We start from the raw sequence: 25,743 nt of genomic DNA, 5'->3' as shown, positions 1-25,743 counted from the left end.
CCGCTCGCCGCGACAGGGCGATCGGTCGCGGTGCCGTCCCGCGCCGCGCCGTCGAGCCGGCGGCGGGCGCCTCGCGGAGCCCGTCCCGTGACGTGAGGCGCGGTTGGACCGAAGACTTTCCTGCGCGGCCGCGCGTCCCGATCACCGGCATCCGCCGAGATGCCAAATCTGCCCGTGCACGCTTCCCACTATCGTCGCGCAACCCCGGCGCCGGGACGATCAGGCGAAACATTCTGCCCACGAGACATCCCGGAATACTCTGATTCCGCGAGGCTAGCCCGGCGGTCGACTTCCGGTCAACGTGCCGCGACCGTCGCCTGACCATCGCGGCCCCGCCCGCGCACCGGCGACGCGGTCAGTCCCGCGACGTCGGACCGGAGACCGGCGCCTTCGGGACCGCGAGGCGTCCCTCCTCGGCCTTGTTGATGTACTGGCTGGCGATGAAGAGCCCCTTCAGCGGCCGGATGATCGGCACGCAGGCCAGGAGCAGCAGCGGCAGCGTCACCACGGCGTGGACCCAGAGCGGCGGATCGTAGGTGAGTTCCAGCCAGATCCCGAAAGCGGTGACGGGGAACGCCATCGTCATCATGATGAAGAAGGCGGGCCCGTCCGCCGGATCGGCGAAGCCGTAGTCCAGCCCGCACGCCTCGCAGCGCGGCCGCAGGGTGATGAAGCCGTCGAACAGGCGTCCTGTCCCGCAGCGCGGGCAGCGGCAGCGCAGGCCGACGGACATGAGCGATTGGTCGGTGGTCCTCTGCATCATCGACGGTCCTGAGCAACAGGCCGGCGCCGATCCCTGATCGACCGGCCTTGCGCCTGCCGATTGTATGGCATATTGAGCCATACAATCGCGGTTGAGACTGAGCCATCCGACAGGTTTCCGGCGGATCGCGGCCGGTTACGAACACTGAGCGCTCTGGCCGCACGCTCAATGTATGCATACAGTGGTGGGATTACAGGGGTCAATGATGGAATCCTGGAGCCCGACAATCGCCGGCGGCACGGGGCCCAAGTACCTCGCCATCGTCCGGGCGTTGGCCGAGGACATCCGGGCCGGCCGGCTCTCGCCGGGAGCGCGCCTTCCGCCGCAGCGCGCCCTGGCGAAGCACCTCAACGTCGATCTCACGACGGTCACGCGCGCCTTCAACGAGGCGCGCCGAACGGGCCTGATCGACGCGACCGCGGGGCGGGGCAGCTTCGTCCGGGCGTCCCGATCGCCGGCCGGGGAGATGCGCAGGCCCGATCCGTCCGGAAGCGTCGATTTCAGCATGAACATGCCGCCACAGCCGGAGGCGGCGCGGCTGGCGGAGCGCCTGGAGGCGGGTCTGTCGCGGTTGGCCGGTTCGTCCGCCTTCCTGGCCCGGATGCAGTACCAGGACAGTGCCGGGAACCTCGCCGACCGGGCGGCGGCGGCCCACTGGCTCGGTCAACGGCTCGGGGCGCTCCCGATGCAGCGCGTCCTCGTGGCCGGCGGTGCCCAGGTCGTGCTCGCCGCCGTGCTCGCTGCCGTCCTGAAGCCGGGCGACGCCCTCTGCGTCCCGGCGCTCACCTATCCCGGGCTGCGCGTGGCCGCGGAGCGCCGCGGCGTCCGCCTCCTGCCTGTGGCCGGCGACGCGGAGGGGCTCGACCCGGACGCCCTGCTCGAGCGGTGCCGATCCGATCGGCCGCGGGCCCTGTACCTCGTGCCGACCCTCGACAACCCGACCACCGCGACCCTGCCGGCAATCCGGCGTCGGCGGATCGCCGAGATCGCCCGCACGCACGGCGTCGCCATCATCGAGGACGACGCGTACGGCGCCTTGCCCCACGACGCGCCGGCTCCCATCGCGTGCCAGGCGAGCGACATCACGTGGCACATCGCGACGCTGTCCAAATGCGCGAGTCCCGGCCTGCGCATCGCCTACGTCGCGGTCCCGGGAACGAACGAGGCGGTGCGGCTGGCGGCCGAACTGCGCGCGATCAACATGATGGCCTCGCCCCTCGCGGCCGCGCTCGCCTCGCACTGGATCGCCGAGGGCGAACTCGACGGCATCGTCGCGGCGATCCGGCAGGAGAACGAGCTCAGGCAGGCGGTCGCGCGCGAGACGCTCCGGGACCTGGACGTCTGGGCGCATCCGTGCGGGCACCATCTGTGGCTCCGGCTGCCCGATCCCTGGCGTCGCGGCGAGTTCGGCGCCCACGCGCGCCAGCTCGGCGTGTCGGTCGTCCCGAGCGACGCCTTCGCGGTCGGGGCCGCCCCGGAAGCGATCCGCGTTTCCCTGGGCGCGGCGCCGGACGCCGAGACGCTCCGGTACGGCCTCAGCCTGCTCGCGACGCTGCTGGCGCACCCGCCCGGCGCGATCTCCACCGTTGTCTGAGCCGGCCGAGGCGGCGCGTGCCGGTCCGACCCCTCTGACCGCGAAGGGAACGCGATGCTCCGGTGTCTCAGGCGGACGCGCCCGCGGATCCCGCGTCGTCCCTCGCGCGTCTCGGCACTGGCGCTGGTACTGCTCGCCTCAGCCTGCTCGGACGATGGACGGGAGCGCCGCCGTGCCCTGGGCGAGACCCCGACGTTCGACGACGTCATGCGGGTGGCCGACGCGGAGCGCGGCGGCCGGCTGTTCGGTCAGTGCGCCGCCTGCCACACGATCAGCCCGGGGGCGGGCGATCGGAACGGACCCGAACTCTACGGCGTGCTCGGCAAGCCGGTCGCCAGCAACAGCCGGCGCTACGGCTATACCGGAGCGCTCCGGGCGCTGGGCGGCGTCTGGACACCGGAGCGGATGGACCTCTGGCTCGCCGCCCCGGCGAAGCTGGCGCCCGGCACGAGCATGACCTTCCGCGGCCTTCCCGATCCCCTCGATCGGGGGGATCTCATCGCCTATCTCCGGACCCGGTCACCGGGGGACGGTGACGCAGAGGCGCGCCCGTCGCGGCCCTGAGCGGCTCCCCGGCGGCATCGCGCGTCCTTCGCGACGCGATCGGAGCCGGGATCGTCCAGCCGGTCCGACGAAGCGCGCGGGCAGGGCGACGCCGTGCGCGTACTGGATCAGAGCCGGTGCGAGACCCGCGATCATCGACCAAGCGACGAGCCGGTCGGATCCGGACGCGGTGTTCGTCATCCTGCGCGTCGCCATCGGCCGTCTCCTCGCGGTCGCGGCCGGTGATCGGCCGCCTCGGAGCGGCGTCGTGGTCAAGCTCCTCTGCCGCCGGATTGCGCGACGTCTCGCGTGGCGGCACGGACTGACCCGGCGATCCCTCAGATCAGCCCGACGGATTCTTCCGGGAAGCGGATCGCGAAGACCGCCCCCAGCCCCGGACCGGCGCTCTCCGCCGTGGCGCGGCCGCCGTGAAGCTCGGCGATCCGACGGACGATCGAGAGCCCGAGACCGGTCGAGTTCTCGCCGCCGGTGGGCTTGGCCGACAGGCGCTGGAACCGCCCGAACACGCGGGCCGAATCCTCCGGCGAGAGGCCGGGCCCGTGGTCGGCGACGGCGCAGATCAGTTCCGCGCCGCGCGGGCCCGGCTCGCGGCTGACCCGGACCGTGATCGCCCCGCCCACCGGGCTGTACTTGATGGCGTTCGAGACGAGGTTGTCGAGGGCCTCGCGCAGGCGCTCGGCGTCGCCGCAGAGGAACAGCTCGTCCGGGCCTTCGCAGACCAGGGTCTGGTCCTTCGCGTCGGCGAGTGGCCGGTCGGCCTCGCAGACCTCCCGGGCGAGGCCCGCGAGGTCGACCGGTTCCCGGCGCAGGCTGATGTCGAGGGCGTCGTTCATCGCGTCGGCCATGAGGCTGTCGATCATGGTCGTCAGCCCTTTGGCGCTGGTGCGCACGTGCTGCACCTGCGCCCGCATCTGCTCCCGGTCGCCCTGCATGTCGATCAGGTCGGACAGCATCTCGGCGCGGCCGAGGATGACTGCCAGCGGGTTCTTCAGATCGTGCGCGATCGTGCCGAGGATCTCGGTCTTCAGGCTGTTGGCGCGCCGCAGGTCCGAGCGCTGCAGGTCCAGCCGGCGATTCGCCCGGATCAGCTCGGCGGTCCGCTCGACGACCCGCCGCTCGAGGTCGGCGTTGGTCAGCTGCAGCCGCTCGTAGAGGATGACGTTGTCGAAGGCGATCGACAGCCGGCTCGTAAACAGGGCGATGAGCGACCGGTCGGTCTCGGACAACTGGCGGTCGGCCTCGATCAGCGCGACGATCTCGCTGCCGCTCGCCGTGTGCAGATACAGGGTCGACCAGTGCTCGCCGAAGCTGTGCCGGCGCTCGGCGAAGGCCCGTTCGACGAGCGGTTGCACCCGCTCCTCCAGCGGCCAGCACGGCTCGCGCCCGGCGTAGTGGCCGTAGCAGCCGGATCCGGCCAGGACGCAGAAGCGCTCCTGCGGGGCGGCGGTCTCGCGTAGGACCAGGATGCCGGCGCAGGCGACGTTCAGGAGCGAGGCGACCTGGGTGAGGACGCCCTCCGCCAGGCGCTGCATCGACTTGTGATCGAGGAGCATCGGCGCGGCGTCGATGATGATCTCGAGCCCGCGCCGGGTCTCGTCGAGGCGCTTGAGCTGCTGATGGGCGCGCAGGGCCGCGGTGAGGCTGGTGAACAGCTTGTCGGCGGTCAGCTCGGTCTTCGCCTTGTAGTCGTTGATGTCGTAGTCGACGATGATCCGCCGCTCCGGCGCCTGCCCGGGCTGGCCGGTCCTCAGGATGATGCGCACGGTCTCCTGCCGGAGCTCGCGCCGGATGTAGTCCACCAGCTCCAGCCCGGCATTGTCGGTCTCCATCACCACGTCGAGCAGCACCACCGCCACGTCGCGGCGCTCGGCGAGCAGCACCCGCGCCTCCGCGGCCGAACGGGCGGTGAGGATCTCCAGGCCGCGCCCGTCGAGGGTGTAGCTCGCCAGCGCGTAGCGCGTGCCGTCATGCACGGCCGGATCGTCGTCGATCACGGCGATCACCCAGGCTCCCGCGGTCGGCTGCGCCTCGTCGAGGTCGTCAGGGATCAGCGTGAGGGTGTCATCGTCCATGGCTATGACCTGAAATGCTGCTCGCAATCGGACGACTACGCTAGAAATCGTGTTGAAAACTTGTCACGCTACCGTGAGCCGATACGATTCCTGCATTCGTTCAAGAGCGAACCCGGAAAGTGCGCACCGCTGCGATGACCATACCAGACAGCCCCGCCCCCGGCGCCGCCCGCGGCGGTGCGGCGATCCCGTCGATCGCCGTGGTGGACGACGAGGCGGCGACCCGCGAGATGGTCGGGGATTACCTGAAGCTCCACGGGTTCTCGGTGGTCTTGTGCGACGGCGGGCGCTCCTTGCGGGAGCACCTCGCCGGCCACAGCCCGGACCTGATCGTGCTCGACCTGAACATGCCCGAGGAGGACGGGCTCTCCATCGTGCGCGACCTCAAGGCCCGGACCGCGATCCCGATCATCATGCTCACCGCCACGGCGAGCGCGATCGACCGCGTGGTCGGGCTGGAGCTCGGGGCCGACGATTACTTGCCCAAGCCCTGCGAGTTGCGCGAGCTGGTCGCCCGCGTGCGCTCGGTCCTGCGCCGCGTGCAGACGCCGACCGCCGCGCCGGCCCCGGTTCCCATGAGCGGGCGCCGCATCCGGTTCGGCACGAAATGGCTGGAGCTCGACGCCCTGCGCCTCAGCGACGATGCCGGTCTGGAGCAGGCGCTCACCCGCTCGGAATTCGACCTGCTGAAGGCGTTCGCCGACAATCCGCGGCGGGCGCTCTCGCGCGAGCGCCTGCTCGACCTCGCGGACGCCCGCGACCCGGACGCGTTCGACCGCGCCATCGACGTACGGATCAACCGCATCCGCAAGAAGGTCGAGCCGGACCCCGGCAATCCGCGCTACATCCGCACCGTGCGGGGCCTCGGATACATATTCCGCCCCGAGGGAGACTGATGCGACCCGGATCAATGTTGCGTCGTGATGGGGTGACGCAACAATTCACGCTCCAGATCTGGCTGGAAGCAATATCCGCGGTACGGAGCGTCCCTATCAGCGTGGCAGGACCGAGGGCCGGAGGTGCCCGGAGGACGGGCCATGCGACACGTGATCGGTACCTCGTCGGCCGCGGCTTTCGGCACGCTCTGCGTCCTGGCGCTCGTCGGCTGGACCCAAGCGGCCAGCACGGTGCCGATGCAGGCCAGCGGGGGCGCAAAAGCCTCCGCGGCGGCCCGTGACGGCGCCGCCTGTGGCGGGGCGGCCTGGCCGTACCCGCCCGGCGCCTGCGCGGGCGCCGGCCCGGTCGGCGACCCGGCGGGCCGTCGCGTCCGGCTCATCGCGGTCGACGCCGCGCCCGGCCGTCGGTGAGGGGCGCGAACCGCCATGCCGCACTTCCGCGACGACCCCGGTGCCGACGAAGATCCCGACCTGCTCGGTGCGCTGCGCCGCATGCTGCGCGCCGGAGAACGCGCTCCGCGGCGCCTGCCGACCTGCGCCGAGCGGTTCGGCGTGCCGGCGCCGCGCGATCGCGCGCGTGACGCGCAGGATGCCGTGCTGGCCGGCCCGGACCCGCGGCCGCCCCGATCCCGACATCGCTGAGACCGCCCGTGGCGGATGGCTTCGACGCCGTCTCTGCGCGCGCAGCGAAGCGACCCGGCGGCGCCGTATCGGCCGGGGGCGCGCAGTTCTGGGTCGCTCCGCTGCGCGCGCGATGACGGAGCGGGCGGCAGCGACCGAAGACTGCGCGCGGACATCGGGTGATCCGGTCGCCGGAACGCCGTCCGATTGCACCGCTCTCCGGCACGGCCTTAAGTTGCTGCCGGACCCCTATGTCGGGACGCGGATGCGGGTTGGACCCAAGATCGCCCTGGTCGGTGGCGTGCCGATCCTCGCCGCCGGCGCGATCGCCATGGCCGGCTGGCTCCTCCTGGCGCAGGAGGAGCGCGCCCGGCGCGGCGCGGTCCTGGCCGCCGACGTTTATCACGACATCGCCACCGCCCGCCTGGTCCGCGACCAGTACGCCGCCGCGGACGCGCAGGACCGGCCCGCCTACGCCGAGCGCTTCGCCAGCCTGACGGCACGGGCCGAGGCCGGCCTCGGCCGGCTCGCCGGTTTCGCCCGCATCGACGAGCAGCGCGCGCGGACCGCCTCGGTGGAGCGGGCGCTGGCCGGCTACCGGGGCGAGATGGACGCCTTCGTCCGCCGGACCCGGGAGAATGACGGCCTGATCCGCGAGATGACGCAGCGGGCCGACACCCTGATCGACCTCACCGACCGGGCGCGTCTGCGGCAGCAGGCCTCGAACGCCGACCTCGCGCGCTCGACGGCCGAGAAGGTCGAGGCGCTGCGGGTCGCCCGGGGCCTCGTGGCCCGCCTCAACGCCCTGAGAGCCCGCAGCGCGGAGAGCGCCGTGCTCGCCGCCCAGGCCGCGGCCCGGAGCGAGGCCCCCGCGGCCGGCCCCGCCGGAGCGGCGGTCTCGGAGGGCGATGGCCCGCGCGCGCAGGGCCTCTTCCGCGCCGCCAGCCGCGACCTCGCGGCGGCGCTGCGGGCCGACGGCCGGGACGCCGACGCGGAGGCCCTCGACGCGCTCACCGCCGAGACGGCGGGGTCGAAGCCGGACCTCCGCGCGAAGCTCGACGCCTGGATCGAGCGCACCTTGAAGATCGAGACGTCCGGCCAGGAGAGCCTGCACGACGAGGTGGCGCAGCTGCTGGCCTATTCCGTGGAGGCCAACGAGATCGAGCGCGCCACCCAGAACGTCGCGATCGGCACCCTCAAGCTGGGGCCGCGCACCGCGGGCGCCCTCCTGCACCGGGACGCGGCCCTCGCCGAGCGGATGCGCGACGAGGGCGAGCGCCTCGCCCGGAGCGCCGCCTCGCTGCCGATCTCGCCTCTGATCCAGGCCGAGATGGTCCAGGCCCTCGACGGGTGGCGCGGGCGCCTCACCACCACCATCGGGGGCCTGCGGCAGCAGAACGCCATGATCGTCGCGATGGACGGGCTCGCCGCGACCATGATCGACAGCGCCAAGGCGCTCAACGACGCCTTCGTGGAGGACGCCGACCGGTCCGGCATCGTCATCCAGCGGATCCTGCTCGCCGGCGCGGCCGGGCTCCTGCTGTTCGGCGCGCTGGTCGTGATCCTCGTCGCCCGCTCGATCCTGGTGCCGTTGCGCGCCCTCCAGGGCGACATGGTCATGCTGACCGGTAACCCGGCGGGGGCGGCCGTGCGGGGCACGGCGCGCCGGGACGAGCTCGGCGACATCGCCCGCGCCACCGCGGTGTTCGTCTCCGAGATCACCCGCCGGGAAGGCGCGCTGCGCCGGGCCAAGGATCAGGCGGACGTCGCCCTGGTCGAGCTGCGCCGGACCCAGGACAACCTCGTCCGCGCCGAGAAGCTCGCCTCCCTCGGGCAGCTCGTGGCCGGGGTCGCCCACGAGATCAACACGCCGCTGGGCATCGCGCTCACCACCGGGACGCTCATGAGCGACGAGGCGCGGACCTTCCGCACAGGCCTGTCCGCCGGCACGCTGTCGCGGTCCCGGCTGAACCACTTCGTCGACCGGGTCGAGGAGGGCGCCACCCTGCTCTGCACGAATCTCACCCGGGCCGCCGACCTCGTCCAGGGCTTCAAGCAGGTCGCGGTGGACCGCGTCAGCGACGAGAGCCGCAGCGTCGTGCTGGCGACCTGGCTCGACGACCTGCTGGCGAGCCTCAGGCCGATGCTGCGCAAGGGGGGCCATACGGTGGAGCGCGCCTGCCCCGCGGACCTCGTCATCGACACCAATCCCGGCGTGCTTGCGCAGATCGTGACCAACCTCATCGCGAACGCGGTCGTGCACGGGTTCCGCGCGGGTGAAGCGGGCCGGATCACCGTGGACGTGTCGGAACGGGAGGGCGGCCTCGTGCGGATGGAGGTCCGCGACACCGGTCAGGGCATCCCGCTGGAGCACCTCGACCGGATCTTCGATCCGTTCTTCACGACGGCTCGCAGCGCCGGCAGCACGGGGCTCGGCATGCACATCGTCCACAATCTCGTGACCGCCAAGCTCGGCGGCCGCATCGCGGTCAGCAGCGAGCCCGGCCAGGGGACCGTCGTGCAGGTCGACTTCCCCGCCCAGGGTGCCGGAGCGGCCGCGCGGCCGCGGACCGGCGCGATCCGGACGCCGTGAGGCCGGCCGCGGCATACCGCGCCGGCCAGCGCGCCCTGGCGGTCGCCTTCATCTCGGCGCTGATCCTGGGTCACGGCCCGGCATCGGCGCGCACCTTCGTGTTCTGCTCGGAAGGCAGCCCGGAAACCTTCGATCCCGCCCGCGCCACGACCACCACCACGATGAACGCCGCGTGGCAGGTCTACAATACGCTCGTGGAGTTCGTGCCCGGCACCACGACGATCCGCCCGGCCCTCGCCGAATCCTGGACGGTCTCGGAGGACGGCCGGATCTACGTCTTCGCTCTGCGGGACGGCGTCCGCTTCCACGCCAACGCGCGCTTTACCCCCACGCGCGCCCTGAACGCCGACGACGTGGTGTTCTCGTTCACCCGGCAGCGGCGCTCCGGGCCCGACGGCGCCGCGCAGGGCTTCACCTACTTCCACGATCTCGGCCTCGCCGACCTGATCGAGACCGTCGACGCCCAGGATCCGCGCCACGTCCGCTTCCGGTTGCGCGAGGCCGACACCACCTTCCTCGCCAACATCGCGCAGGCCTTCGGAGCCATCCTGTCCGCCGAGTACGCGGCCGCCCTCGCGGCTGGCAACGCGTCGGACGACCTCGCCCGGGCGCCCGTCGGGACGGGCCCGTTCGTCTTCGAGGGGTACCGGCCGGATCAGGTCCTCCGCTACCGCGCCTTCCCGGATTACTGGCGCCGCGCCGCGGACAGGAACGAGCCGGGCGAACGCCCCGACGGTCTCGTCTTCACGATCACGCCGAACGCGGCGGTCCGGCTGAACAAGCTGCGGGCCGGCGAGTGCCACGCCATGGCGTTTCCGGCGACCGGCGACCTCGACGCGATCCGGGCGGAGCCGGGCCTGACGCTGCTCGCGCTGGCCGAGCTGAACGTCGCCTATCTCGCCCTCAACACGACCCGTGCGCCCTTCGGCGACGTCCGGGTGCGGCGCGCGGTCAACCTCGCCATCGACCGGCGGGCGATCGTGGCGGGCGTCTACGGCGACGCGGGGATCCTGGCGAAGGGGCCGCTGCCGCCCGGGATCTGGGCCCACGACGCGGACCTGCCGGACACCCCCTTCGACCGCGGCGAGGCGCTGCGCCTGCTGGCCGAGGCCGGGCTCGCCGACGGCTTCGACGTTGACCTGTGGTATCCGCCAGTCAGCCGACCCTACAACCCGAACGGCCGGCGCGTCGCCGACATGATCCAGGCCGACCTCGCGCAAGTTGGCATCCGCGCGCGCCCGGTCACGCGTCCCTGGAACGCGTACCGCGCCGCCCTATACGGCGGAGAGCCCACGCTGATGCTCTACGGCTGGACGAGCGACAACGGCGACCCGGACAACTTCCTGAACGTCCTGCTCGGCTGCAAGGCCGCCCAGACCGGCGGCGCCAACCTCGCCCGCTGGTGCGACCCGGCCTACGACCGGCTGGTCGAGGCCGCCCGCCGCACCGGCGACCGGGAGGCGCGCCAGGCTCTGTACCGACAGGCTCAGGCCATCGCCCGGCGCGCGATGCCCTGGGTGCCCCTGGCCCACACCAAGGTGCATCTGGCGCTCCGCGACGACGTGCTCGGCCTGACGATGGATCCCCTCGGCCGCCACCTGTTCGAGACGGTACGGTTCCGCGACCCGCGCTGACGGCAACGACAGCACCGTCCTCGCGAGCGGAGCGAAGCAATCCAGCAGCGCCACGTCCACTACGGCGCGCATCCCTGGGTCGCTTCGCGGCGCTCGCGATGACGATGTGGGCCGACCGACCGGCCACGCTCACTTCTTGGTCCGCTGCTGGAAGACCCGCAGCACCTGATTGCCCCGCGCCACGGCGTCGTCGAGGGCCCGCTGCGGCGCCTTCGCGCCGTCGAGCGCCGCCTCCAGCTCCTCGGCCCAGATGTCCCGGATCTGCAGCATGTTTCCCAGGCGCAGACCGGCGGTGTTGCGCGTCGGCGGTCGCCGGGTGAGTTCCTGCACGGCGACGTGGAGCTGAGGGTGCCGCTCGAAGAAGCCCTCCGCCACCGCGTCGTCGTAGGCGGCGCGCGTGGTGGGGATGTAGCCGGTGTTCCGGTACATCGCGGCCTGCTGCCGCCCGTCCATCAGGAAGGCCAGGAACCGGGCGACGCCGCGGTACTCGTCCGGCGTCTTGCCCTGCATCACGTAGAGCGAGCCGCCGCCCAGGATCGCGTTCTGCGGTTCCGGCACGACGTCGGGATAGAAGGGCATGGGCACGACCGTCCAGTCGAACCGGGCGGCGGTGGCGACCTTGCCGTACAGGCTGGACGAGGTGAGGAAGATCGCGCAGTCACCCGAGACGAACCGGCTCTCGCCGCGATTGACGCGGTCGTTGTACTCGAACACGCCCGCGCGCTTCAGGTCGACGAGGTTCTGCAGATGGCGGACCTGGAGCGGGCCGTTGAAGACGAGTTCGGCATCGTAGCCGTCCAGGCCGTTGGAGCGGGTCGCGAGCGGCCGGTCGTGCCAGACGGACAGCTGCTCGAGATGCACCCAGGTCGGCCAGGCGGAGGACAGGGCGCACCGCTTGCCGTCCGCCGCCTTGAGCCGCCGCGCGGCCTCGAAGACCTCGGGCCAGGTCGCCGGGGGCTGCTTGGCGTCGAGTCCCGCCAGACGGAACCGGTCGCGGTTGATCCACATCACCGTCGAGGAGACGTTGAAGGGGAGCGACAGCATCCCGCCCTCGGCATCCCGATAATTGGTGGCGACGACCGGCAGGAAGTCCTCGGGCGTCACCGAGAGCCCGGCCTCCCGCATCACGGTGGCGACGGATCTGACGGCGCCGACGGCGGCCGCCATGGTGCCGTTGCCGACCTCGAAGACCTGCAGCAGGTGCGGCGCCGCGCCGGTGCGGTAGGCCGTGATGCCGCTGCTGATCGTCTCGGCGTAGGAGCCCTTGTAGACCGGCACGACCCGGTAGTCCGGCTGCGAGGCGTTGAAGGTGTCGGCGAGGCGGGTCACCAGCTCGCCGTTCGGCCCGTCCAGGGCGTGCCAGAACTGGATCTCGGTGAGGGCCGCGGCGGGCAGCGGGCGCAGCGCGGCGGGCAGCCCGACGAGTAGCCCGACGAGCAGCGGCATGAGCAGGCCGGTGCTCGGCAGCCTCGAGCGGCCGACGCCGCGCCGGATGGGTTGCGTCGCGCCGCTCATGCCAGCCGCTCCGGGAGCCACAGCCGCAGCACCGTGCCGGCACCCGCGCTGCTCTGCAGTTCGACCCGCCCCTGGAGGCGGTTTACCACGAGGTTGTGGACGATGTGCAGGCCCAGGCCCGTGCCGCCGCGGGCGCGGGCCGTGGTGAAGAACGGGTCGAACACGCGGCCGAGGTCGGCCCCGTCGATGCCGCGCCCGTCATCGGCGATGGAGAGGCCGATGCCGTCCCCGGACCGGATCCCCGTGATGGTGATGCGGCCGCCCTCCCGATCCTGGAAGCCGTGCTCGATCGCGTTCTTGACGGCGTTCGAGACGACCTGCGCCAGGATCCCCGGCAGGGTGTCGACGACGAGATCGGGCGGGCAGTCGACCTCGAAGACGTGGCGGCCCGGCCGCGCCAGGGCGCGCAGGCTCTTCAGGAGCTCGTCGATCCAGTCCGCGAGGTTCAGCGGGCGGCGGTCCTCGATGGCCTGATCGGCCGCCACCTGCTTGAAGCTGTAGAGGAGATCGGCCGCGCGCATCAGGTTGCTGGTCAGGAGCTGCGCGCCCTCCCGCATCCGCCCGGCATACTGGGTCAGCCGCGACCGGGAGAGCTGGTTGTCCCCGACCATGCGCGCGAACGCGGCCGAGTCGGACTGGACCTGCGTCGCCGTGGTCAGGGCGATGCCGAGCGGGGTGCTGATCTCGTGCGAGACGCCCGCCACGAGCTGCCCGAGCGAGGCGAGCCGCTCGGCGCGGATCAGGTCCTCCTGGGCCTGCCGCAGGGTCGTGAGCGCGTCGTCGGCGCGCTGGGAGGCGTTGCGCCGGTCCGCCTCGCGGCGGCGGATCTGCTCCAGGAACGCGTTGGTCGCCCTGGCGATGTCGCCGAGCTCGTCGCGTCGGGTGAGCAGGTGACTGTCGCGGCCGATATCCTCGGGGGCGGGCGCGGCGGCGGCGGTGACGATGCTGTGCTGGAGCGCGTGCAGCGGCCGGGTGATCGAGCGCGCCACCGCGGCGGCGGCGCCGATCCCCAGGCACAGGGCGCCGACCGCCCCCACGACCAGCAGCTGCCGGATCACGCTGCCGAACTGGTCGGCATCGTCGATGAAGGCCCGGCTCAGGGTCTGCGCGTTGGCGCTCATCGTGGCGGCGCGGCTGTCCATGTCGGCGATGGTCTCGTTCTGCTCGCCGATCTTCTCGATCGTCGCGCCGAGCTGCGTGCGCCACCCGTCGATCGCCTCCGCCATCTCGTCCCGGATGCTCACCGGGATGAGCAGCGTCCGGGACGTGCCCGACAGCTCCGCGCCCGCCTCCAGCACCCGCGACGCTTCCGCAGTATCCCGGCGCGCCAGGGCCGCATCCGTCCGCCGGGCCAGGCGCAGGGCCGTGAGGGCGATGTCCTGGGCGGAGAGCTCGGCCTCGTTCGAGAGGACCGAGTGACGGATCAGGAGCGCGACCTCCTCGTACAGCCGGTTCTGCCGGGTGACGTTCACTTGGACGAGCTGGTCGCACCACTCGACCAGGACGCGGCCGGCCTGGGTCGCGCGGGTCAGTTCGAAGCCCTCGGAGAGCACCCTGTTGAGGCCGTCCTCGGTCCGGCTCCGGTCGCGGTACGCCTTCAGGAGTTCCGTCGCCCGGTCCGCCGCCCCCGCCTCGCCGTCGACCCGCAGGACGCGGCGCAGCTGGTCGCCCACCGCATCGAGCTGCCGCAGGTCGGCGGCGAGCTCATCGAACTCGATCGGGAAGACCGGACGGCCGATGCGCGCCCGGTTCAGCTCCGCGGTGCTGATCGCCTCCCGGAGCTCCCGGAGGGCCGTGACGACGCCCTGGTTCCGCTCCAGCTCGGCATCCTTGACGGCCAGGACGGCGATCAACTGGGCGTTGTCCTGCTGCTGGCGCCGGCGCGCGACGTCGGTCAGCGCCACCAGGGCGTCCGCCCGCCGGGCCATATCGGCGATCGTCGCGTTCGCGGTCCGCTCGGAGAGCAGGAGCGAGCGCATGCGCGTCACCTGCGAGTTCAGATCGCCCGTGACGGTTGCCACGAGAGCCGACTGGCCGCGCGTGCGCGCGAGACCCTCCAGGCGTTCGAGCTGCCCGGCCGCCGTGGCGGCCCGCTCGTCGAAGCGACGCTCGGCCTCGTCCCGCCGCGCGGTGCCGCCGCTGACGGCATCCGCCCGCGCCCGGTTCATCGACGTCAGCGTCTGTGCGGTCTCCGTCGCCACCACGGCGCCGGTCCGGGCCCGCTCGGCCTCGTAGAGCAGGATCCAGGCGCCCAGCGCGATGGCGGCCGCGACGAGAATCGGGATCGCGCCGACCACGAGGACGCGGCGCGCGATGCCGGACCTCCCGAACCCGCGGGTCATCGCGCCTCGCACCGTGTCCCGCGCCCCGTCACCCGTGCGGCCTCCCGATCGGTCGCCGATTCCGCGACGACACATTCCGTTATTGTGCCATCGCCGCGATGACTTCCCGAGAGCGCTGAAGCAACACGGGACGCAATATTCCCGCAGCACGGCTTGCGTAGATACCGCCCCGCACAACGGTCCTCGAAGACCGAACGAGGGGAAACACCATGCTCGACGTCATCGCCCGCCTCCTGCTCTCGGCCGGCATCATGGTCGGCACGACCTACCTGCCGGCGCTCTCGCAGGCCGTCACCGGGCAGCCGGCCGGCACCCGGAGCTACGCCGCGGACGCGCCCGCCTGCCCGGTCAAGCCCGCGATGGCCGGGATCCGCGCCCGGTCCTGCCTGGGCTGACCGGTATGGAGACGCTTCCTCTGATCCTGCTCGTCGGCGGGAATGTCCTGCTCGCGATCGTGATCCCGCTCCTCGTCTGAGCGCGCCGCGATCATGCTCCGCGAGGCCGCCGGAAGGCCGGTCGACCAGGGCCCGCCGCGAACCGCCGCCGCGGTCGGCAGTTGCCCGCCGGTGAGGCCTCGATTAGCCGGTCGATGCGGCCGGCTCGGGCCGCGCCCCGTGTCACGATGCGCCGCCGCCCATGCCCGCGTCTCCAAGCCTCGCCCGGGACCGATCCCGCATCGCGGCCCTCGCTCTGGCGACGCTGATCGGCGTCGGCGATCCCCGCCCGGGCTGGTCCCTCGACATGCCGGACAGCCCGCGTCCCGCCCGGCCGTCCCGGCCGGTGCCGCCGGAGCTGGCCGCGGCCCTCGCGGCCTACAGGACCTACGTCGTGGCCCAGGCCGACGCCTTCGTGCGCGAGACCGCGCGCTTCGTCGCGGCGATCCAGGCCGGGCAGCTCGCGGAGGCGCGCCGGCTCTACGCCCCGGCGCGCGCGCCCTACGAGCGTATCGAGCCGGTGGCGGCCCTGTTTCCCGAGCTGATCAAGCGTCTCGACGTGCGCAGCGACGAGTTCGAGCTGCGCGAGCGCGATCCCGCCTTCGTCGGCTTCCATCGGCTGGAGATGGCGCTGTTCACCCTCGGCACCACGGAGGGGCTCGGCGAGGTCGCGGAGCGGCTCACCGCCGAGACCGTGACCCTGCGCGACCGACTCGCGGCGCTCGCCATCCCGCCCGCCCGGGCGGTCGGGGCGGCCTCGGCCCTGATCGAGGGGATCGCCGCCACCAAGATCAGCGGCGAGGAGGAGCGCTACAGCCGCACCGACCTGTGGGACTTCCAGGCCAATATCGAGGGCTCGAAGGTGGTGTTCACGCTCCTGCGGCCGCTGCTGACGGACCGGGACTTCGTGGCCCGGGTCGAGCGCAGCTACAAGCGGGTCGAGGACCTGCTCGCGCGCTACCGCAGTCCGGACGGCGGCTTCCAGAGCTACGACAACCTTACCGCCCGGGACCGCAACGCCCTGAAGGGGCCCATCACCCTTCTGGCTGAAGATCTGTCGACGCTGCGTGGCCGGCTCGGTCTAGACTGATATCATTGCCGAGGTGCCGCGCTGTGGCCTCTCTTCGTGGCTAAAGGCGGCAGCGCGACCAGATTTTGCCGAGCGACGATGCGCTTCCTTTCACCGGTTCCCACCCGCCGCCGGTTTCTCGGCGGCCTCGGCGCCGCCGCGCTCCTCGGGCCCGCCCGGGCCGAGGACGCGACGCCGACCATCGCCACGGAAGGGACGCTCGTCGCCCAGCCCTTCTACGGCCCCCACCAGGCCGGGATCGTCACCCCGCAGCCGGCCGCCGCCCTGTACGTCGCCTTCGACGTGCTGGCCGAGCGGCGCGGCGAGCTGCCCCGCCTGTTCCGGACGCTCACCGAGCGCCTCGCTTTCCTGACGCGCGGCGGTGCCGTGCCCGATCTTCACCCGCAGCTCCCGCCGCGCAATTCCGGCATCCTCGGGCCGACCATCCTCCCGGACAATCTCACCGCCACCGTCTCGGTCGGCGCGAGCCTGTTCGACTACCGGTTCGGCCTGGGTCGCGCCCGCCCGCGCCATCTCGGGCCGATGGAGCGCTTCCCCAACGACGCCCTCGACCCGGCGCAGTGCCACGGCGACCTGCTGATCCAGTTCTGCTCGAACACCGCCGAGACCAACATCCACGCCCTGCGCGACGTCATCAAGGCGACGCCCGGCCTCCTCACGCCGCGCTGGAAGATGGAGGGCTTCCTCCCGCCCCACGTGGTGAAGACCATGGGGGCCGACACCGTGCGCAACATGCTCGGCTTCAAGGACGGCACCGCCAACCTCGACGTGCGGGACCTCCGGATGATGGACCGTTACGTCTGGGTCGGAGCGGGGCAGGACGAGCCGGCCTGGACGACGGGCGGAAGCTACCAGGTCGTGCGGATCATCCGCACCCTCGTCGAGCGCTGGGACCGCACGCCGCTCGGCGAGCAGGAGGCCATCATCGGGCGGCACAAGGGCAGCGGCGCGCCGCTCCGGCAGGGACACGAGCGCGACGTCCCCGACTACGCCGCCGACCCGGACGGCGAGGCGATCTCGCTGGCGGCCCATATCCGTCTCGCCAATCCGCGCCTGCCGGGCACCGAGGGCAGTTTGATCCTGCGCCGCAGCTACAACTATTCCCGCGGGCTGACCGCCGCCGGCCAGCTCGACATGGGCCTGCTGTTCGTCTGCTACCAGGCCGACCTCGCCGCCGGATTCGTCACCGTGCAGAACCGTCTGTCCGGCGAGGGGCTCGAAGAGTACATCCGCCCGATCGGCGGCGGCTATTTCTTCGCTCTGCCCGGCGTGCCGGGGCCCGGCTCCTTCCTCGGGGAAGGAATGCTGGCCACGACCTAGACGGCGTCGACGCGGATTCCGGCTCGGACCACCGCCCCCGGATGCTGCGCCCGGGGCGCCCGAGAGACCGGCCGCCCGCGGGACCGCTCCCGCGCTCAGTCGCCGTCCGTCTGCCCCGCGATCAGGGCCATGCGGACGAGTTCGGAAAGGCTGCCGGCCTGGAGCTTGGACATGACGTTCGCCCGGTAGATCTCCACCGTCCGCGGGCTGATGCCGAGATCGAGGCCGATCACCTTGTTGGCCTTGCCGGCGATCAGTCCCTCCAGCACCTGCCGCTCGCGCTCGGTCAGTTCGGCCAGGCGCGCCCGCACCGCGTCGCGCTCGGACGCGCGCTTGGCCGTCCGGTCCGAGCGCGCCAGGGCCGAGCGGATGCTGGCGAGGAGCACCTCGTCGTCGAACGGCTTCTCGATGAAGTCGACCGCGCCGGCCTTCATGGCCGCGACCGCGAGGGCGACGTCCGCGTGGCCCGTCATGACGATGACCGGCGGCAGGCTACCCCGCTGACGGAGGCGGTGCAGGAGCTCGACGCCGTCGATGCCGGGCATGCGCACGTCGGTGACGACGCAGCCGACGCGCTCGGGCTCCGCCGCCAGGAAGGCGGTCGCGGAATCGTGGACGCGGACGGTCAGCCCGTCGGTCGCCAGCAGGAAGGCCAGCGCCTGACGCACCGCGAGATCGTCGTCCACGATGTGCACGGGCGCGTCACTCGACATGAGCCATCTCCTCGCGGTCGAAGGTGCGCAGGGTGAAGCGGAAGGTCGTCCCGCCGTCCGGACCGGGTCCGGCCTGGATCTTGCCGCCGTGGGCCTCGACGATGGTCCGGCAGATCGACAGGCCGACGCCCATGCCGTTCGCCTTCGTCGTCACGAAGGGCTGGAAGAGCTGCTCGGCGATCTCGGGCGCGATGCCGGTCCCGGTATCCGACACGCGCACCTCGACCAGGCCCTCGGCGGGCAGCGCCCGCGTGGCGACGGTCAGGTCGCGCCGGGCGACGTCCTGCATGGCCTCGATCGCGTTGCGGATGAGGTTGAGCAGGACCTGCTGCACCTGGATCCGGACCGCCATCACGAGGGGCGCGTCCGGGTCGAGATCGAAGCGGACGCGCACACCCTTCTCCTTGGCGCCGACGAGGGCGAGGGCGCTCGCTTCCTCGATCAGCTTCGGCAATCCCTCGATGTGCCGCTCGCTCTCGCCGCGCGACACGAAATCCCGCAGGTGCCGGATCACCTGCCCGGCTCTCAGGGCTTGGTCGGCCGCCTGGTTCACCGCGTCGGCGAGCAGGGGCACCTCGGGACCCTCCATGCGCCCGAGGAGGCGGCGGCAGCCCTTCAGGTAGCTCGCGATCGCCGTCAGGGGCTGGTTGATCTCGTGGGCCAGGGTCGAGGCCATCTCGCCGAGGGCGGTGAAGCGCGACATGTGCACCAGCTCGGACTGCAGCTCCTGCAGGCGCGTCTCGGTCTCGTTCCGCTCGGTGAGGTCCCGGATGAAGCCGGTGAAGTAGCGCTCGCCGCCCGAGCGCATCTCCCCGACCGACAGCTCCATGGGGAAGGTGGAGCCGTCCTTGCGCTGGCCGACCACGACGCGGCCGATGCCGATGATCCGGCGCTCGCCCGTCCGGAGGTAGCGGGCCATGTAGGCGTCGTGCTGGCTGCGGTACGGCTCCGGCATCAGCACGCTGACGTTCCGCCCGACCATCTCGTCCGAGCCGTAGCCGAACTGGCGCACGGCGGCCGCGCTGAACGACTTGATCTGCGCCTGCTCGTCGATGACGATCATCGCATCGGGGACCGTGTCGAGGATCGAGCGCAGGTGCGCCTCGCGCGCCCGCAACTCCTCGTCGGCCTGCTTCTGCGCGTGGATGCTGAAGACCACGCCCCGGTGCCGGCACGGCCGGCCGCCGGCATCGACCTGCACGCGCCCGCGCGAGCGCAACCAGTGAACGCGTCCATCGGGATGCACGGCGCGGAAGTCGATCTCGTAGCTTCCGCCTTCCGTCAGCGCGCGCCCGATCGCCGCCGCCCGGGCGGCGCGGTCGTCCGGGTGAACGCGCGCTTGGATCTCGTCCAGGGTGGTGAGACGGTCCGGCGGCACGCCGAACAGGCGGATGCAAGACGGGAGGATCGTGACGCGCCCGGTCGGGATGTCGAGGGCCCAGCCGCAGATGCCGGCCTCGTCCAGCGTCAGCCGCAGGCCGTCGGCGTCGAACGGGCCGCCGTCGCCGGTGGCGGGCGCGTATGGGTGTTCAGGCGTCGTCATGTCAGTCGCGCGCGGGGGGACGGCACCGTCATCCGTCCGGGTCGTCGGCGCCCGTCTTACACCGCCGGTTGCATCAGCAAACAGCCGGGGGGCGCGCGTGCGCGCCGCAGCAGCTCACGGCGTCGCCGTCGCGCCCTGCTTCCGCGCGGTGACTTGCCGGAGCAGGCGTCCGAGCTGCTCGGCCGAGTAGGGTTTGTGCAGGACCGAGAATCCGTGCGCGCCGTCCTGCGCGAGGACGTGGCTGTAGCCTGAGGCCAGGAGCACCGGAAGCCGCGGCATCCGGCGCCTCAGTTCCTGCGCGAGGGCCAGCCCGCCCATCCCCGGCATCACTACGTCCGAGAACACGACGTCGAACTCCGTTCCCTCGGGTCCGAGCCGGTCCAAGGCTTCCTCGGCATTCGCGGCCCAGGTGGTCTCGTAACCGAGATCTTCCAGAATCTGCGTGGCGAAGGTGCCGACCTCGACGTTGTCCTCCACCACCAGAACGCGCTGGCCGGAACCGATGGGGGAGGCCGGCTCCGCGGGGGCGACGGCGGCGTACGGCGCGGACTCGGCCGCGACTTCGGGCAGGTAGAGCGTGAAGGTCGTCCCCGCGCCGAGCACGCTCTCGACCGCGACATCGCCGCCGGACTGCTTCGCGAATCCGAATACCTGGCTCAGGCCCAGGCCCGTCCCCTTGCCGACCTCCTTGGTGGTGAAGAACGGCTCGAAGATCCGGTCCAGCACGTTCGGGGCGATGCCGGAGCCGGTATCGGTGAGCGCGATCGCCGCGAACGGCCGCGCACTCGCCGCGTGCCCGCGGATCGCCGGCAGAGGGCAGGTGCAGGTCAATCGCAGCGTGAGGGTGCCCTCGCCGTCCATCGCGTCGCGCGCGTTGACGGCGATGTTCACCAGCGCCGTCTCGAACTGGCTCAGGTCGGCGCGCACGGCGCAGGAGACTTCCGGGATCGCGGTGACGACCCGGATCCGCGCGCCCGTCACCGTGTCGAGCAGCTCGGCCACGGCCCGCAACCGGTCGCCGAGGTCGAAGACCTGCGGGTCCAGGGTCTGGCGGCGGGCGAAGGCGAGAAGCTGGCCGGTCAGCTTGGCGGCGCGATCGACCGTGTCGGACACCGCGTCGAGGTAGCGGGCCTTGCGCGCCTCGGGCAGCTCGGGCCGGCGCAGGAAGTCGACGGACGAGCGGATGATGGTGAGCAGGTTGTTGAAGTCGTGCGCCACGCCGCCGGTGAGCTGGCCCACGGCCTCCATCTTCTGCGACTGGCGCAGCGCCTCCTCGGTCTTGAGCAGCTCTCCGGTGCGCTCGGCGACACGGCTCTCCAGGGTCTCGTTCAACTCGCGCAGGCCGTCTTCCGCCAGCTTGCGGTCGTGGATGTCGGTCGATGTCCCGAACCAGGCGGTGATGGTCCCCCCGGGATCGCGCAGCGGTTCGGCCCGGGCCATGTACCAGCGATACGCGCCGTCGTGCCGCCGATAGCGCACCTCGATCTCGTAGGTGACACCGCACTCGCGCGCGTCCGCCCAGACCGCCGCCGTCCGCGCGCGATCGTCCGGATGCACCGCCTCGATCCAGCCATCGGGCAGCGACGCCTGCGTGTCGAGGCCGGTATACGCGCACCAGCGGTCGTTCAGGTAATGCAGCCGGCCGTCCGGCGAGGCGAACCAGACGAAGGCCGGCACGACGTCGGTCAGCGTGCGCAGCCGCGCCTCGGCCTCGCGGCGCTCGTCGATGTCGATGACCGAGCCGAAATAGCCGAGGAACGCGCCGTCGGAGGCGAACCGCGGCGACGCGGCGTCGAGCGCCCAGCGGTACCGGCCGTCCCCGTCCCGGAGGCGGTATTCGAGGCGGAACGACGCTCGGTCGGCGTTCGCCGCCAGGAACACCTGCTCGGAGTGGGCGCGGTCGTCGGGATGGATCGCGTCCAGCCAGCCGAGGCCGAGCGCCTCGGCCTCCGCCTGCCCGGTGAACTCGTACCAGCGCCGGTTGAGGTAGATGCACGCCCCGGTCTCGTCGGTGATCCAGGTCATCACCGGCGCGTCGTCCGCCATGGCGCGGAAGCGGGCCTCGCTCTCCCTGAGCCGCGCGTCGGCCTCGTGGCGGAACGTGACGTCGCTGGCCATCCCGAACCACTCGGTGACGGTCCCGTGCCGATCGATCAGCGGCACCGCGCGCGACAGCGTCCAGCCGACGCCGCCGTCGGCGCGCCGGACCCGGTGCTCGAGTTCGAACAGGCCCTTGCGGCTGACCGCGTCGTTGACGGCGGCCATGACCTCAGGCCTGTCGGCCGGATCGACGTAGCGGTCGAGCCAGCGCACGCTCGGCTCCGCCATGTCGGACAGGAAGCCGCGGCCGTCGAGCTGGCGCATCTCCTGCCAGTCCGGGCTCATGCGGTAGACCACGTCGGAGGTCGCGTGGACCAGGGCGCGGAGCCGCGCCTCGCTGAGCCGCAGGCTCGCCTCCGCGCCGACACGCTCGATATGCGCCCAGCAGCGCTCGGTCGCTTCGCGGATGAGCGCGAGCTCGGCGCGCGACCAGCGGTGAGGCCGCGCGTGGTGGACGGCCATCAGGGCGGCGAGCCGTCCGTCCTTCACCAGCGGCATGCAAATGGTGGCCGCGATCCCGATCGCCCGGAAGGCCTCGGCCTCGTGCGGGGCGAGCTCGGCGGCGTTGTCGTTGATGATGAGCGGCCGGCCGGCATTGAGTTCCTGGACGGCCAGGGCGCCGAAATCGGCGAGGCTGTAGCGCCCGAGGATCGAGGGCGCCGTCGGCACGTGCCAGTTGCCGCGGATGGTGAAGCCGTCGCCGTCCGGATCCATGTCGGCGTAGGCGCAATTCGACAGGTTCAGGTGCGCGCCGACGCAGCGCGTGGTGATCTCCAGGATCGTGCCGGCGTCGCGGGCGTTCGCGGTTGCCTGGCCCAGCTGGTCGAGGAAGCCGAGGCGGCTCTCGTTCTCGGCGATCCGACGCTCGCTGAGGACGCGCTCGGTGATGTCGCGCACCGTGGCGAGCGTGCCGATCGGCGTCCCGTCGTCGTCCAGGATGGGCGTGTAGTCGAGGTCCATCCAGACCGTCTCCGGACGCCCGTGTCGCCAGAGCTCCAGTTCCTGGGCGCGGAAGCTGAGCGGGCGACCGGCCAGGCCACTCGCGATCACGTGCGCGTTGAAGGCGCGGGCTTCCGGCCAGAGTTCCAGGAGACGCCCGCCGAGGGCCTCCGGATGGCGCGGGCCGCAGACCTCCGCGTAGCCCCGGTTGTAGACCAGGATCCCGTCGCTTCCCCAGATCGCCACCGTCGGGACCGGCGAGAGCAGCAGGGTCTGGACGATGGTCCGGACGGGCGCGGGCCAGGAGGCGATGGCCCCGAGCGGCGTCGCCGCCCAGTCATGACCGCGGATCAGGTCGCCGAGATCCCCGCCTCCAACCGGAGACCAGTTCTGCGGGACGGCCGCGCGCGTCATCGATGCGAATACCGAAACCGTTCCATCGCGGCGCTTGTCGACGCGCGGGCGCGCATCGTCAACATCCGCCGGGCCGGGCCGCGGGGTCCGGACGTTTCCTCCTGGAGGTGAATCCGCTAGGCGTGAAGGCCGGTTCAGAGCGCGCCTTCGCTTTTCGACATCGTTCGCGCGTTCGCACCGAAACCGGTTTCGTTTTCGCCGCGCGGAGGTCTGAAGGCATGCTCTCGGAGCGTCAGAATGCGATCATGGACGTCGCCCGGACCGAGGGGCGCGTCTCGGTCGATGCCCTGTCCGGCCGGTTCGCGGTCAGCGTGCAGACCATCCGGAAGGACCTGAATGACCTGTGCGACGCGCGCCTCCTCTCGCGCATCCACGGCGGGGCGGTGCTCGGCGCGGGCGCCGAGAACCTCGACTACGAGGCACGCAACGCGATCGCGGCGCCCGAGAAGGCGGCGATCGCGCGCGCGGCCGCCGACCTGATCCCGGACCGCTCCTCGCTGTTCATCAATATCGGCACCACCACCGAGGCCGTCGCCCGGGCGCTGCTGAGCCATTCCGGCCTCATGGTCATCACCAACAACCTCAACGTCGCGCTCGCCCTGCGGCCCAGCCCGGAGATCGAGTGCATCGTGGCGGGTGGCCTGATCCGCCGCTCGGATGGGGGGATCGTCGGGGAGGCGGCGGTGGATTTCATCCGCCAGTTCAAGGTCGATTTCGCGGTGATCGGGGCCTCGGCGATCGACGAGGACGGGGCCCTCCTCGACTTCGACTATCGCGAGGTCCGGGTCGCGCAGGCGATCATCGCCAATGCCCGCCACGTCGTGCTGGTCGCCGATTCCACCAAGTTCGAGCGCAGCGCGCCGGTCCGGCTCGCCCAGCTCAGCCAAGTCGGCACCTTCGTGACCGATCGCTGCCCCAGCGATACGCTGCGCGACCTGTGCCGCGCGTCCGGAGTGCGGCTCGTCGAAACCGGTCGCTGAGCGTATCGGTTTCGATTGACTTTCCTTTGGTTTCGTATTCAATTCCTCTGCTTTCGCAGCCGCGCGTCCGACGCCGCGGCACGAGAGGGGGAGGATCATGCGGACGTTCGACGTTGCCGTCATCGGCGGGGGGATCAACGGCTGTGGCATCGCGCGGGACGCGGCCGGCCGGGGATACTCGGTGTCGCTGACCGAGCAGAATGACCTGGGCAGCGGCACCTCGTCATGGTCGACCAAGCTGATCCACGGCGGTCTGCGCTACCTGGAGCACTACGAGTTCCGCCTTGTGCGGGAGGCGCTGGCCGAGCGCGAGGTGCTCTGGGGGATCGCGCCCCACATCGTGCGCCCGCTGCGTTTCGTCCTGCCGCTCCACGCGGGCCTGCGTCCGGCCTGGCTGCTGCGGATCGGCCTGTTCCTCTACGACCATCTCGGCGGCCGCAAGCGCCTGCCCGGCACGCGCCCCGTGGACCTCTCCGGCCCCATCGGCGCCCCGCTCAAATCCGATTTCCGGCGCGGCTTCGAGTACTCTGACGCGCGCGTCGACGACACGCGCCTGGTGGTGCTCAACGCGCGCGACGCCGAGGCGCGGGGCGCCGAGATCGCGGTGGGGACCCGCGTCGTCTCGGTCCGGCGCGAGGGCGATCTCTGGCGCATCGTCCGGCGCGAGCTTCGGACCGGCCGCGAGGAGGAGATCGCCGCGCGCTTCCTCGTCAACGCGGCCGGCCCCTGGGTCGACCGGGTGATCCAGGGCCCGCTCGGCCGGAGCGAGGCCAAGCACGTGCGCCTCGTGCAGGGCTCGCACATCGTGATGCGCAAGCTCTACGACCACGACCGGGCCTTCATCTTCCAGAACGCGGACGGGCGCATCATCTTCGCGATCCCCTACGCGAACGACACGACGCTCGTCGGCACGACGGACCGTGACTTCTCCGGCGATCCCGCCGACGCGGCGATCACCGAGGAGGAGATCGCCTATCTCCTGAGCGCCGCCAGCGAGTACTTCGCGACGCCGCTTCGCCGGGAGGACATCGTCTGGACCTTCTCGGGGGTGCGCCCCCTCTACGACGATCACGCCTCCGCGGCGCAGGAGGCGACGCGCGACTACGTGCTGAAGACGGACGGCGCGGCCGGCGAGGCGGCGGTGCTGAACATCTTCGGCGGCAAGATCACCACCTACCGCAAGCTAGCCGAGGATGCCCTGAAGGAGATCGGTCAGCGCCTCGGGGCGCGCGGCCGCTCGTGGACCGGAGGCGCCGCGCTGCCGGGCGGCGACTTCGCGGTGGACGGGGTGGCCGAGCTCGAGGCGCGCCTCGCCCGCACCGCGCCCCGGCTCGGCGCCGCCACGGTCCAGCGCATGGTGGCCGCCTACGGGACGGACGCGCTGCGCATCGCCTCGAATCTGGGACCCGATCTGGGACACGGCCTCCACGAGGGCGAGCTGCGCTGGATGATGGACCGGGAATGGGCCCGCACCGCCGAGGACGTTCTCTGGCGCCGGTCGAAGCTTGGTCTCGCCTTCTCGCCCGACGAGGTCGCGGCGCTCCGAGCGCGGATCGCGGCCATGACCGGCCGCACCGACGGCGCGATGGCCGCCGCCGTCTGAGACCGGCAAGGAC

The 25,743-nt window shown here is 72.0% G+C and carries 19 protein-coding genes; 12 read left to right on the top strand and 7 right to left on the bottom strand.

Annotated elements, in window-relative coordinates; all coding sequences use genetic code 11:
• Positions 1 to 355 precede the first annotated feature (355 nt).
• Positions 356 to 760, bottom strand: coding sequence for a DUF983 domain-containing protein (locus ABIC30_RS18490; protein WP_085986796.1), 405 nt, complete (start codon positions 758 to 760; stop codon positions 356 to 358).
• A 205-nt stretch (positions 761 to 965) separates the two neighbouring features.
• Between ABIC30_RS18490 and ABIC30_RS18485 the strand changes: the two genes are divergently transcribed.
• Together ABIC30_RS18485 and ABIC30_RS18480 are read left to right on the top strand one after the other, a co-directional pair.
• The gene (locus tag ABIC30_RS18485; protein WP_354455914.1) at positions 966 to 2,357 is read left to right on the top strand and encodes an aminotransferase-like domain-containing protein; all 1,392 of its coding nucleotides are present in this window, start codon (positions 966 to 968) and stop codon (positions 2,355 to 2,357) included.
• A 54-nt stretch (positions 2,358 to 2,411) separates the two neighbouring features.
• Complete coding sequence (locus ABIC30_RS18480) at positions 2,412 to 2,921, top strand: c-type cytochrome (RefSeq protein WP_091680604.1); 510 nt, start codon at positions 2,412 to 2,414, stop codon at positions 2,919 to 2,921.
• A 317-nt stretch (positions 2,922 to 3,238) separates the two neighbouring features.
• On the opposite strand, the gene ABIC30_RS18475 is transcribed toward ABIC30_RS18480, so the two are convergent.
• Entirely contained in the window at positions 3,239 to 4,993 is a 1,755-nt protein-coding gene (locus ABIC30_RS18475) for an ATP-binding response regulator (RefSeq protein ID WP_091680607.1), read from the bottom strand.
• A 134-nt stretch (positions 4,994 to 5,127) separates the two neighbouring features.
• On the opposite strand from ABIC30_RS18475, the gene ABIC30_RS18470 reads away from it, so the two are divergent.
• From ABIC30_RS18470 to ABIC30_RS18450, 5 genes are all read left to right on the top strand, one after another.
• Positions 5,128 to 5,889, top strand: coding sequence for a response regulator (locus tag ABIC30_RS18470; protein WP_354455913.1), 762 nt, complete (start codon positions 5,128 to 5,130; stop codon positions 5,887 to 5,889).
• A gap of 141 nt (positions 5,890 to 6,030) precedes the next feature.
• On the top strand, positions 6,031 to 6,300 hold the full coding sequence (locus ABIC30_RS18465) for a hypothetical protein (RefSeq protein ID WP_020093134.1): 270 nt from the start codon (positions 6,031 to 6,033) through the stop codon (positions 6,298 to 6,300).
• A 15-nt stretch (positions 6,301 to 6,315) separates the two neighbouring features.
• Positions 6,316 to 6,531, top strand: coding sequence for a hypothetical protein (locus ABIC30_RS18460; RefSeq protein WP_091928027.1), 216 nt, complete (start codon positions 6,316 to 6,318; stop codon positions 6,529 to 6,531).
• Positions 6,532 to 6,775: 244 nt separating this feature from the next.
• Positions 6,776 to 9,103 carry an ATP-binding protein gene (locus ABIC30_RS18455; RefSeq protein WP_354455912.1) on the top strand — a complete coding sequence of 776 codons (2,328 nt, stop codon included), beginning with the start codon at positions 6,776 to 6,778 and terminating at the stop codon, positions 9,101 to 9,103.
• Positions 9,100 to 10,737, top strand: coding sequence for an ABC transporter substrate-binding protein (locus tag ABIC30_RS18450; RefSeq protein ID WP_354455911.1), 1,638 nt, complete (start codon positions 9,100 to 9,102; stop codon positions 10,735 to 10,737). The genes ABIC30_RS18455 and ABIC30_RS18450 overlap by 4 nt, the downstream gene beginning before the upstream one ends.
• A 129-nt stretch (positions 10,738 to 10,866) precedes the next feature.
• Here the strand turns inward: ABIC30_RS18450 and ugpB are convergent, their stop codons facing one another.
• Together ugpB and ABIC30_RS18440 are read right to left on the bottom strand one after the other, a co-directional pair.
• Positions 10,867 to 12,252, bottom strand: a complete 1,386-nt coding sequence (ugpB, locus tag ABIC30_RS18445) for a sn-glycerol-3-phosphate ABC transporter substrate-binding protein UgpB (RefSeq protein WP_354455910.1) — start codon at positions 12,250 to 12,252, stop codon at positions 10,867 to 10,869.
• Positions 12,249 to 14,594 (bottom strand): ATP-binding protein, encoded by a 2,346-nt coding sequence (locus ABIC30_RS18440; RefSeq protein ID WP_354455909.1) that lies wholly within the window; start codon positions 14,592 to 14,594, stop codon positions 12,249 to 12,251. Before ABIC30_RS18440 ends, ugpB begins: the two co-directional genes overlap by 4 nt.
• Positions 14,595 to 14,803: 209 nt before the next feature.
• Here ABIC30_RS18440 and ABIC30_RS18435 point away from each other — a divergent pair, with 209 nt between their 5' ends.
• From ABIC30_RS18435 to efeB, 3 genes are all read left to right on the top strand, one after another.
• A complete protein-coding gene (locus tag ABIC30_RS18435; RefSeq protein WP_020093140.1) occupies positions 14,804 to 14,989 on the top strand; it encodes a hypothetical protein in 186 nt (61 codons plus the stop codon).
• 241 nt (positions 14,990 to 15,230) lie between these two features.
• Positions 15,231 to 16,118 (top strand): iron uptake system protein EfeO, encoded by an 888-nt coding sequence (gene efeO, locus ABIC30_RS18430; RefSeq protein ID WP_020093141.1) that lies wholly within the window; start codon positions 15,231 to 15,233, stop codon positions 16,116 to 16,118.
• Positions 16,119 to 16,196: 78 nt separating this feature from the next.
• Entirely contained in the window at positions 16,197 to 17,438 is a 1,242-nt protein-coding gene (gene efeB / locus ABIC30_RS18425) for an iron uptake transporter deferrochelatase/peroxidase subunit (RefSeq protein ID WP_020093142.1), read from the top strand.
• A 95-nt stretch (positions 17,439 to 17,533) separates the two neighbouring features.
• Here the strand turns inward: efeB and fixJ are convergent, their stop codons facing one another.
• The 3 genes from fixJ to ABIC30_RS18410 form a co-directional block, all read right to left on the bottom strand.
• A complete protein-coding gene (gene fixJ / locus ABIC30_RS18420) occupies positions 17,534 to 18,151 on the bottom strand; it encodes a response regulator FixJ (RefSeq protein WP_091978125.1) in 618 nt (205 codons plus the stop codon).
• A complete protein-coding gene (locus ABIC30_RS18415) occupies positions 18,141 to 19,694 on the bottom strand; it encodes a PAS domain S-box protein (RefSeq protein WP_354455908.1) in 1,554 nt (517 codons plus the stop codon). The genes fixJ and ABIC30_RS18415 overlap by 11 nt, the downstream gene beginning before the upstream one ends.
• Positions 19,695 to 19,808: 114 nt before the next feature.
• A complete protein-coding gene (locus ABIC30_RS18410) occupies positions 19,809 to 23,147 on the bottom strand; it encodes a PAS domain S-box protein (RefSeq protein ID WP_354455907.1) in 3,339 nt (1,112 codons plus the stop codon).
• 218 nt (positions 23,148 to 23,365) lie between these two features.
• Here ABIC30_RS18410 and ABIC30_RS18405 point away from each other — a divergent pair, with 218 nt between their 5' ends.
• Positions 23,366 to 24,127, top strand: a complete 762-nt coding sequence (locus ABIC30_RS18405) for a DeoR/GlpR family DNA-binding transcription regulator (RefSeq protein WP_020093146.1) — start codon at positions 23,366 to 23,368, stop codon at positions 24,125 to 24,127.
• A 97-nt stretch (positions 24,128 to 24,224) separates the two neighbouring features.
• Positions 24,225 to 25,730, top strand: coding sequence for a glycerol-3-phosphate dehydrogenase (gene glpD, locus ABIC30_RS18400; protein ID WP_042669578.1), 1,506 nt, complete (start codon positions 24,225 to 24,227; stop codon positions 25,728 to 25,730).
• Positions 25,731 to 25,743 lie beyond the last annotated feature (13 nt).

The sequence above is a fragment of the Methylobacterium sp. 1030 genome (assembly GCF_040544715.1).
GTDB lineage: Bacteria > Pseudomonadota > Alphaproteobacteria > Rhizobiales > Beijerinckiaceae > Methylobacterium.
Note: the sequence above shows the minus strand (reverse complement) of the source record. Positions and strands in the feature narration are given on the sequence as shown.

Excerpts from the sequence above, each read along its gene's own strand:
- ABIC30_RS18490 (WP_085986796.1), bottom strand. The coding sequence starts at position 760 with ATGCAGAGGACCACCGACCAATCGCTCATGTCCGTCGGCCTGCGCTGC.
- ABIC30_RS18485 (WP_354455914.1), top strand. The coding sequence starts at position 966 with ATGATGGAATCCTGGAGCCCGACAATCGCCGGCGGCACGGGGCCCAAG.
- ABIC30_RS18480 (WP_091680604.1), top strand. The coding sequence starts at position 2,412 with ATGCTCCGGTGTCTCAGGCGGACGCGCCCGCGGATCCCGCGTCGTCCC.
- ABIC30_RS18475 (WP_091680607.1), bottom strand. The coding sequence starts at position 4,993 with ATGGACGATGACACCCTCACGCTGATCCCTGACGACCTCGACGAGGCG.
- ABIC30_RS18470 (WP_354455913.1), top strand. The coding sequence starts at position 5,128 with ATGACCATACCAGACAGCCCCGCCCCCGGCGCCGCCCGCGGCGGTGCG.
- ABIC30_RS18465 (WP_020093134.1), top strand. The coding sequence starts at position 6,031 with ATGCGACACGTGATCGGTACCTCGTCGGCCGCGGCTTTCGGCACGCTC.
- ABIC30_RS18460 (WP_091928027.1), top strand. The coding sequence starts at position 6,316 with ATGCCGCACTTCCGCGACGACCCCGGTGCCGACGAAGATCCCGACCTG.
- ABIC30_RS18455 (WP_354455912.1), top strand. The coding sequence starts at position 6,776 with ATGCGGGTTGGACCCAAGATCGCCCTGGTCGGTGGCGTGCCGATCCTC.
- ugpB (WP_354455910.1), bottom strand. The coding sequence starts at position 12,252 with ATGAGCGGCGCGACGCAACCCATCCGGCGCGGCGTCGGCCGCTCGAGG.
- ABIC30_RS18440 (WP_354455909.1), bottom strand. The coding sequence starts at position 14,594 with ATGACCCGCGGGTTCGGGAGGTCCGGCATCGCGCGCCGCGTCCTCGTG.
- ABIC30_RS18435 (WP_020093140.1), top strand. The coding sequence starts at position 14,804 with ATGCTCGACGTCATCGCCCGCCTCCTGCTCTCGGCCGGCATCATGGTC.
- efeO (WP_020093141.1), top strand. The coding sequence starts at position 15,231 with ATGCCCGCGTCTCCAAGCCTCGCCCGGGACCGATCCCGCATCGCGGCC.
- efeB (WP_020093142.1), top strand. The coding sequence starts at position 16,197 with ATGCGCTTCCTTTCACCGGTTCCCACCCGCCGCCGGTTTCTCGGCGGC.
- fixJ (WP_091978125.1), bottom strand. The coding sequence starts at position 18,151 with ATGTCGAGTGACGCGCCCGTGCACATCGTGGACGACGATCTCGCGGTG.
- ABIC30_RS18415 (WP_354455908.1), bottom strand. The coding sequence starts at position 19,694 with ATGACGACGCCTGAACACCCATACGCGCCCGCCACCGGCGACGGCGGC.
- ABIC30_RS18410 (WP_354455907.1), bottom strand. The coding sequence starts at position 23,147 with ATGACGCGCGCGGCCGTCCCGCAGAACTGGTCTCCGGTTGGAGGCGGG.
- ABIC30_RS18405 (WP_020093146.1), top strand. The coding sequence starts at position 23,366 with ATGCTCTCGGAGCGTCAGAATGCGATCATGGACGTCGCCCGGACCGAG.
- glpD (WP_042669578.1), top strand. The coding sequence starts at position 24,225 with ATGCGGACGTTCGACGTTGCCGTCATCGGCGGGGGGATCAACGGCTGT.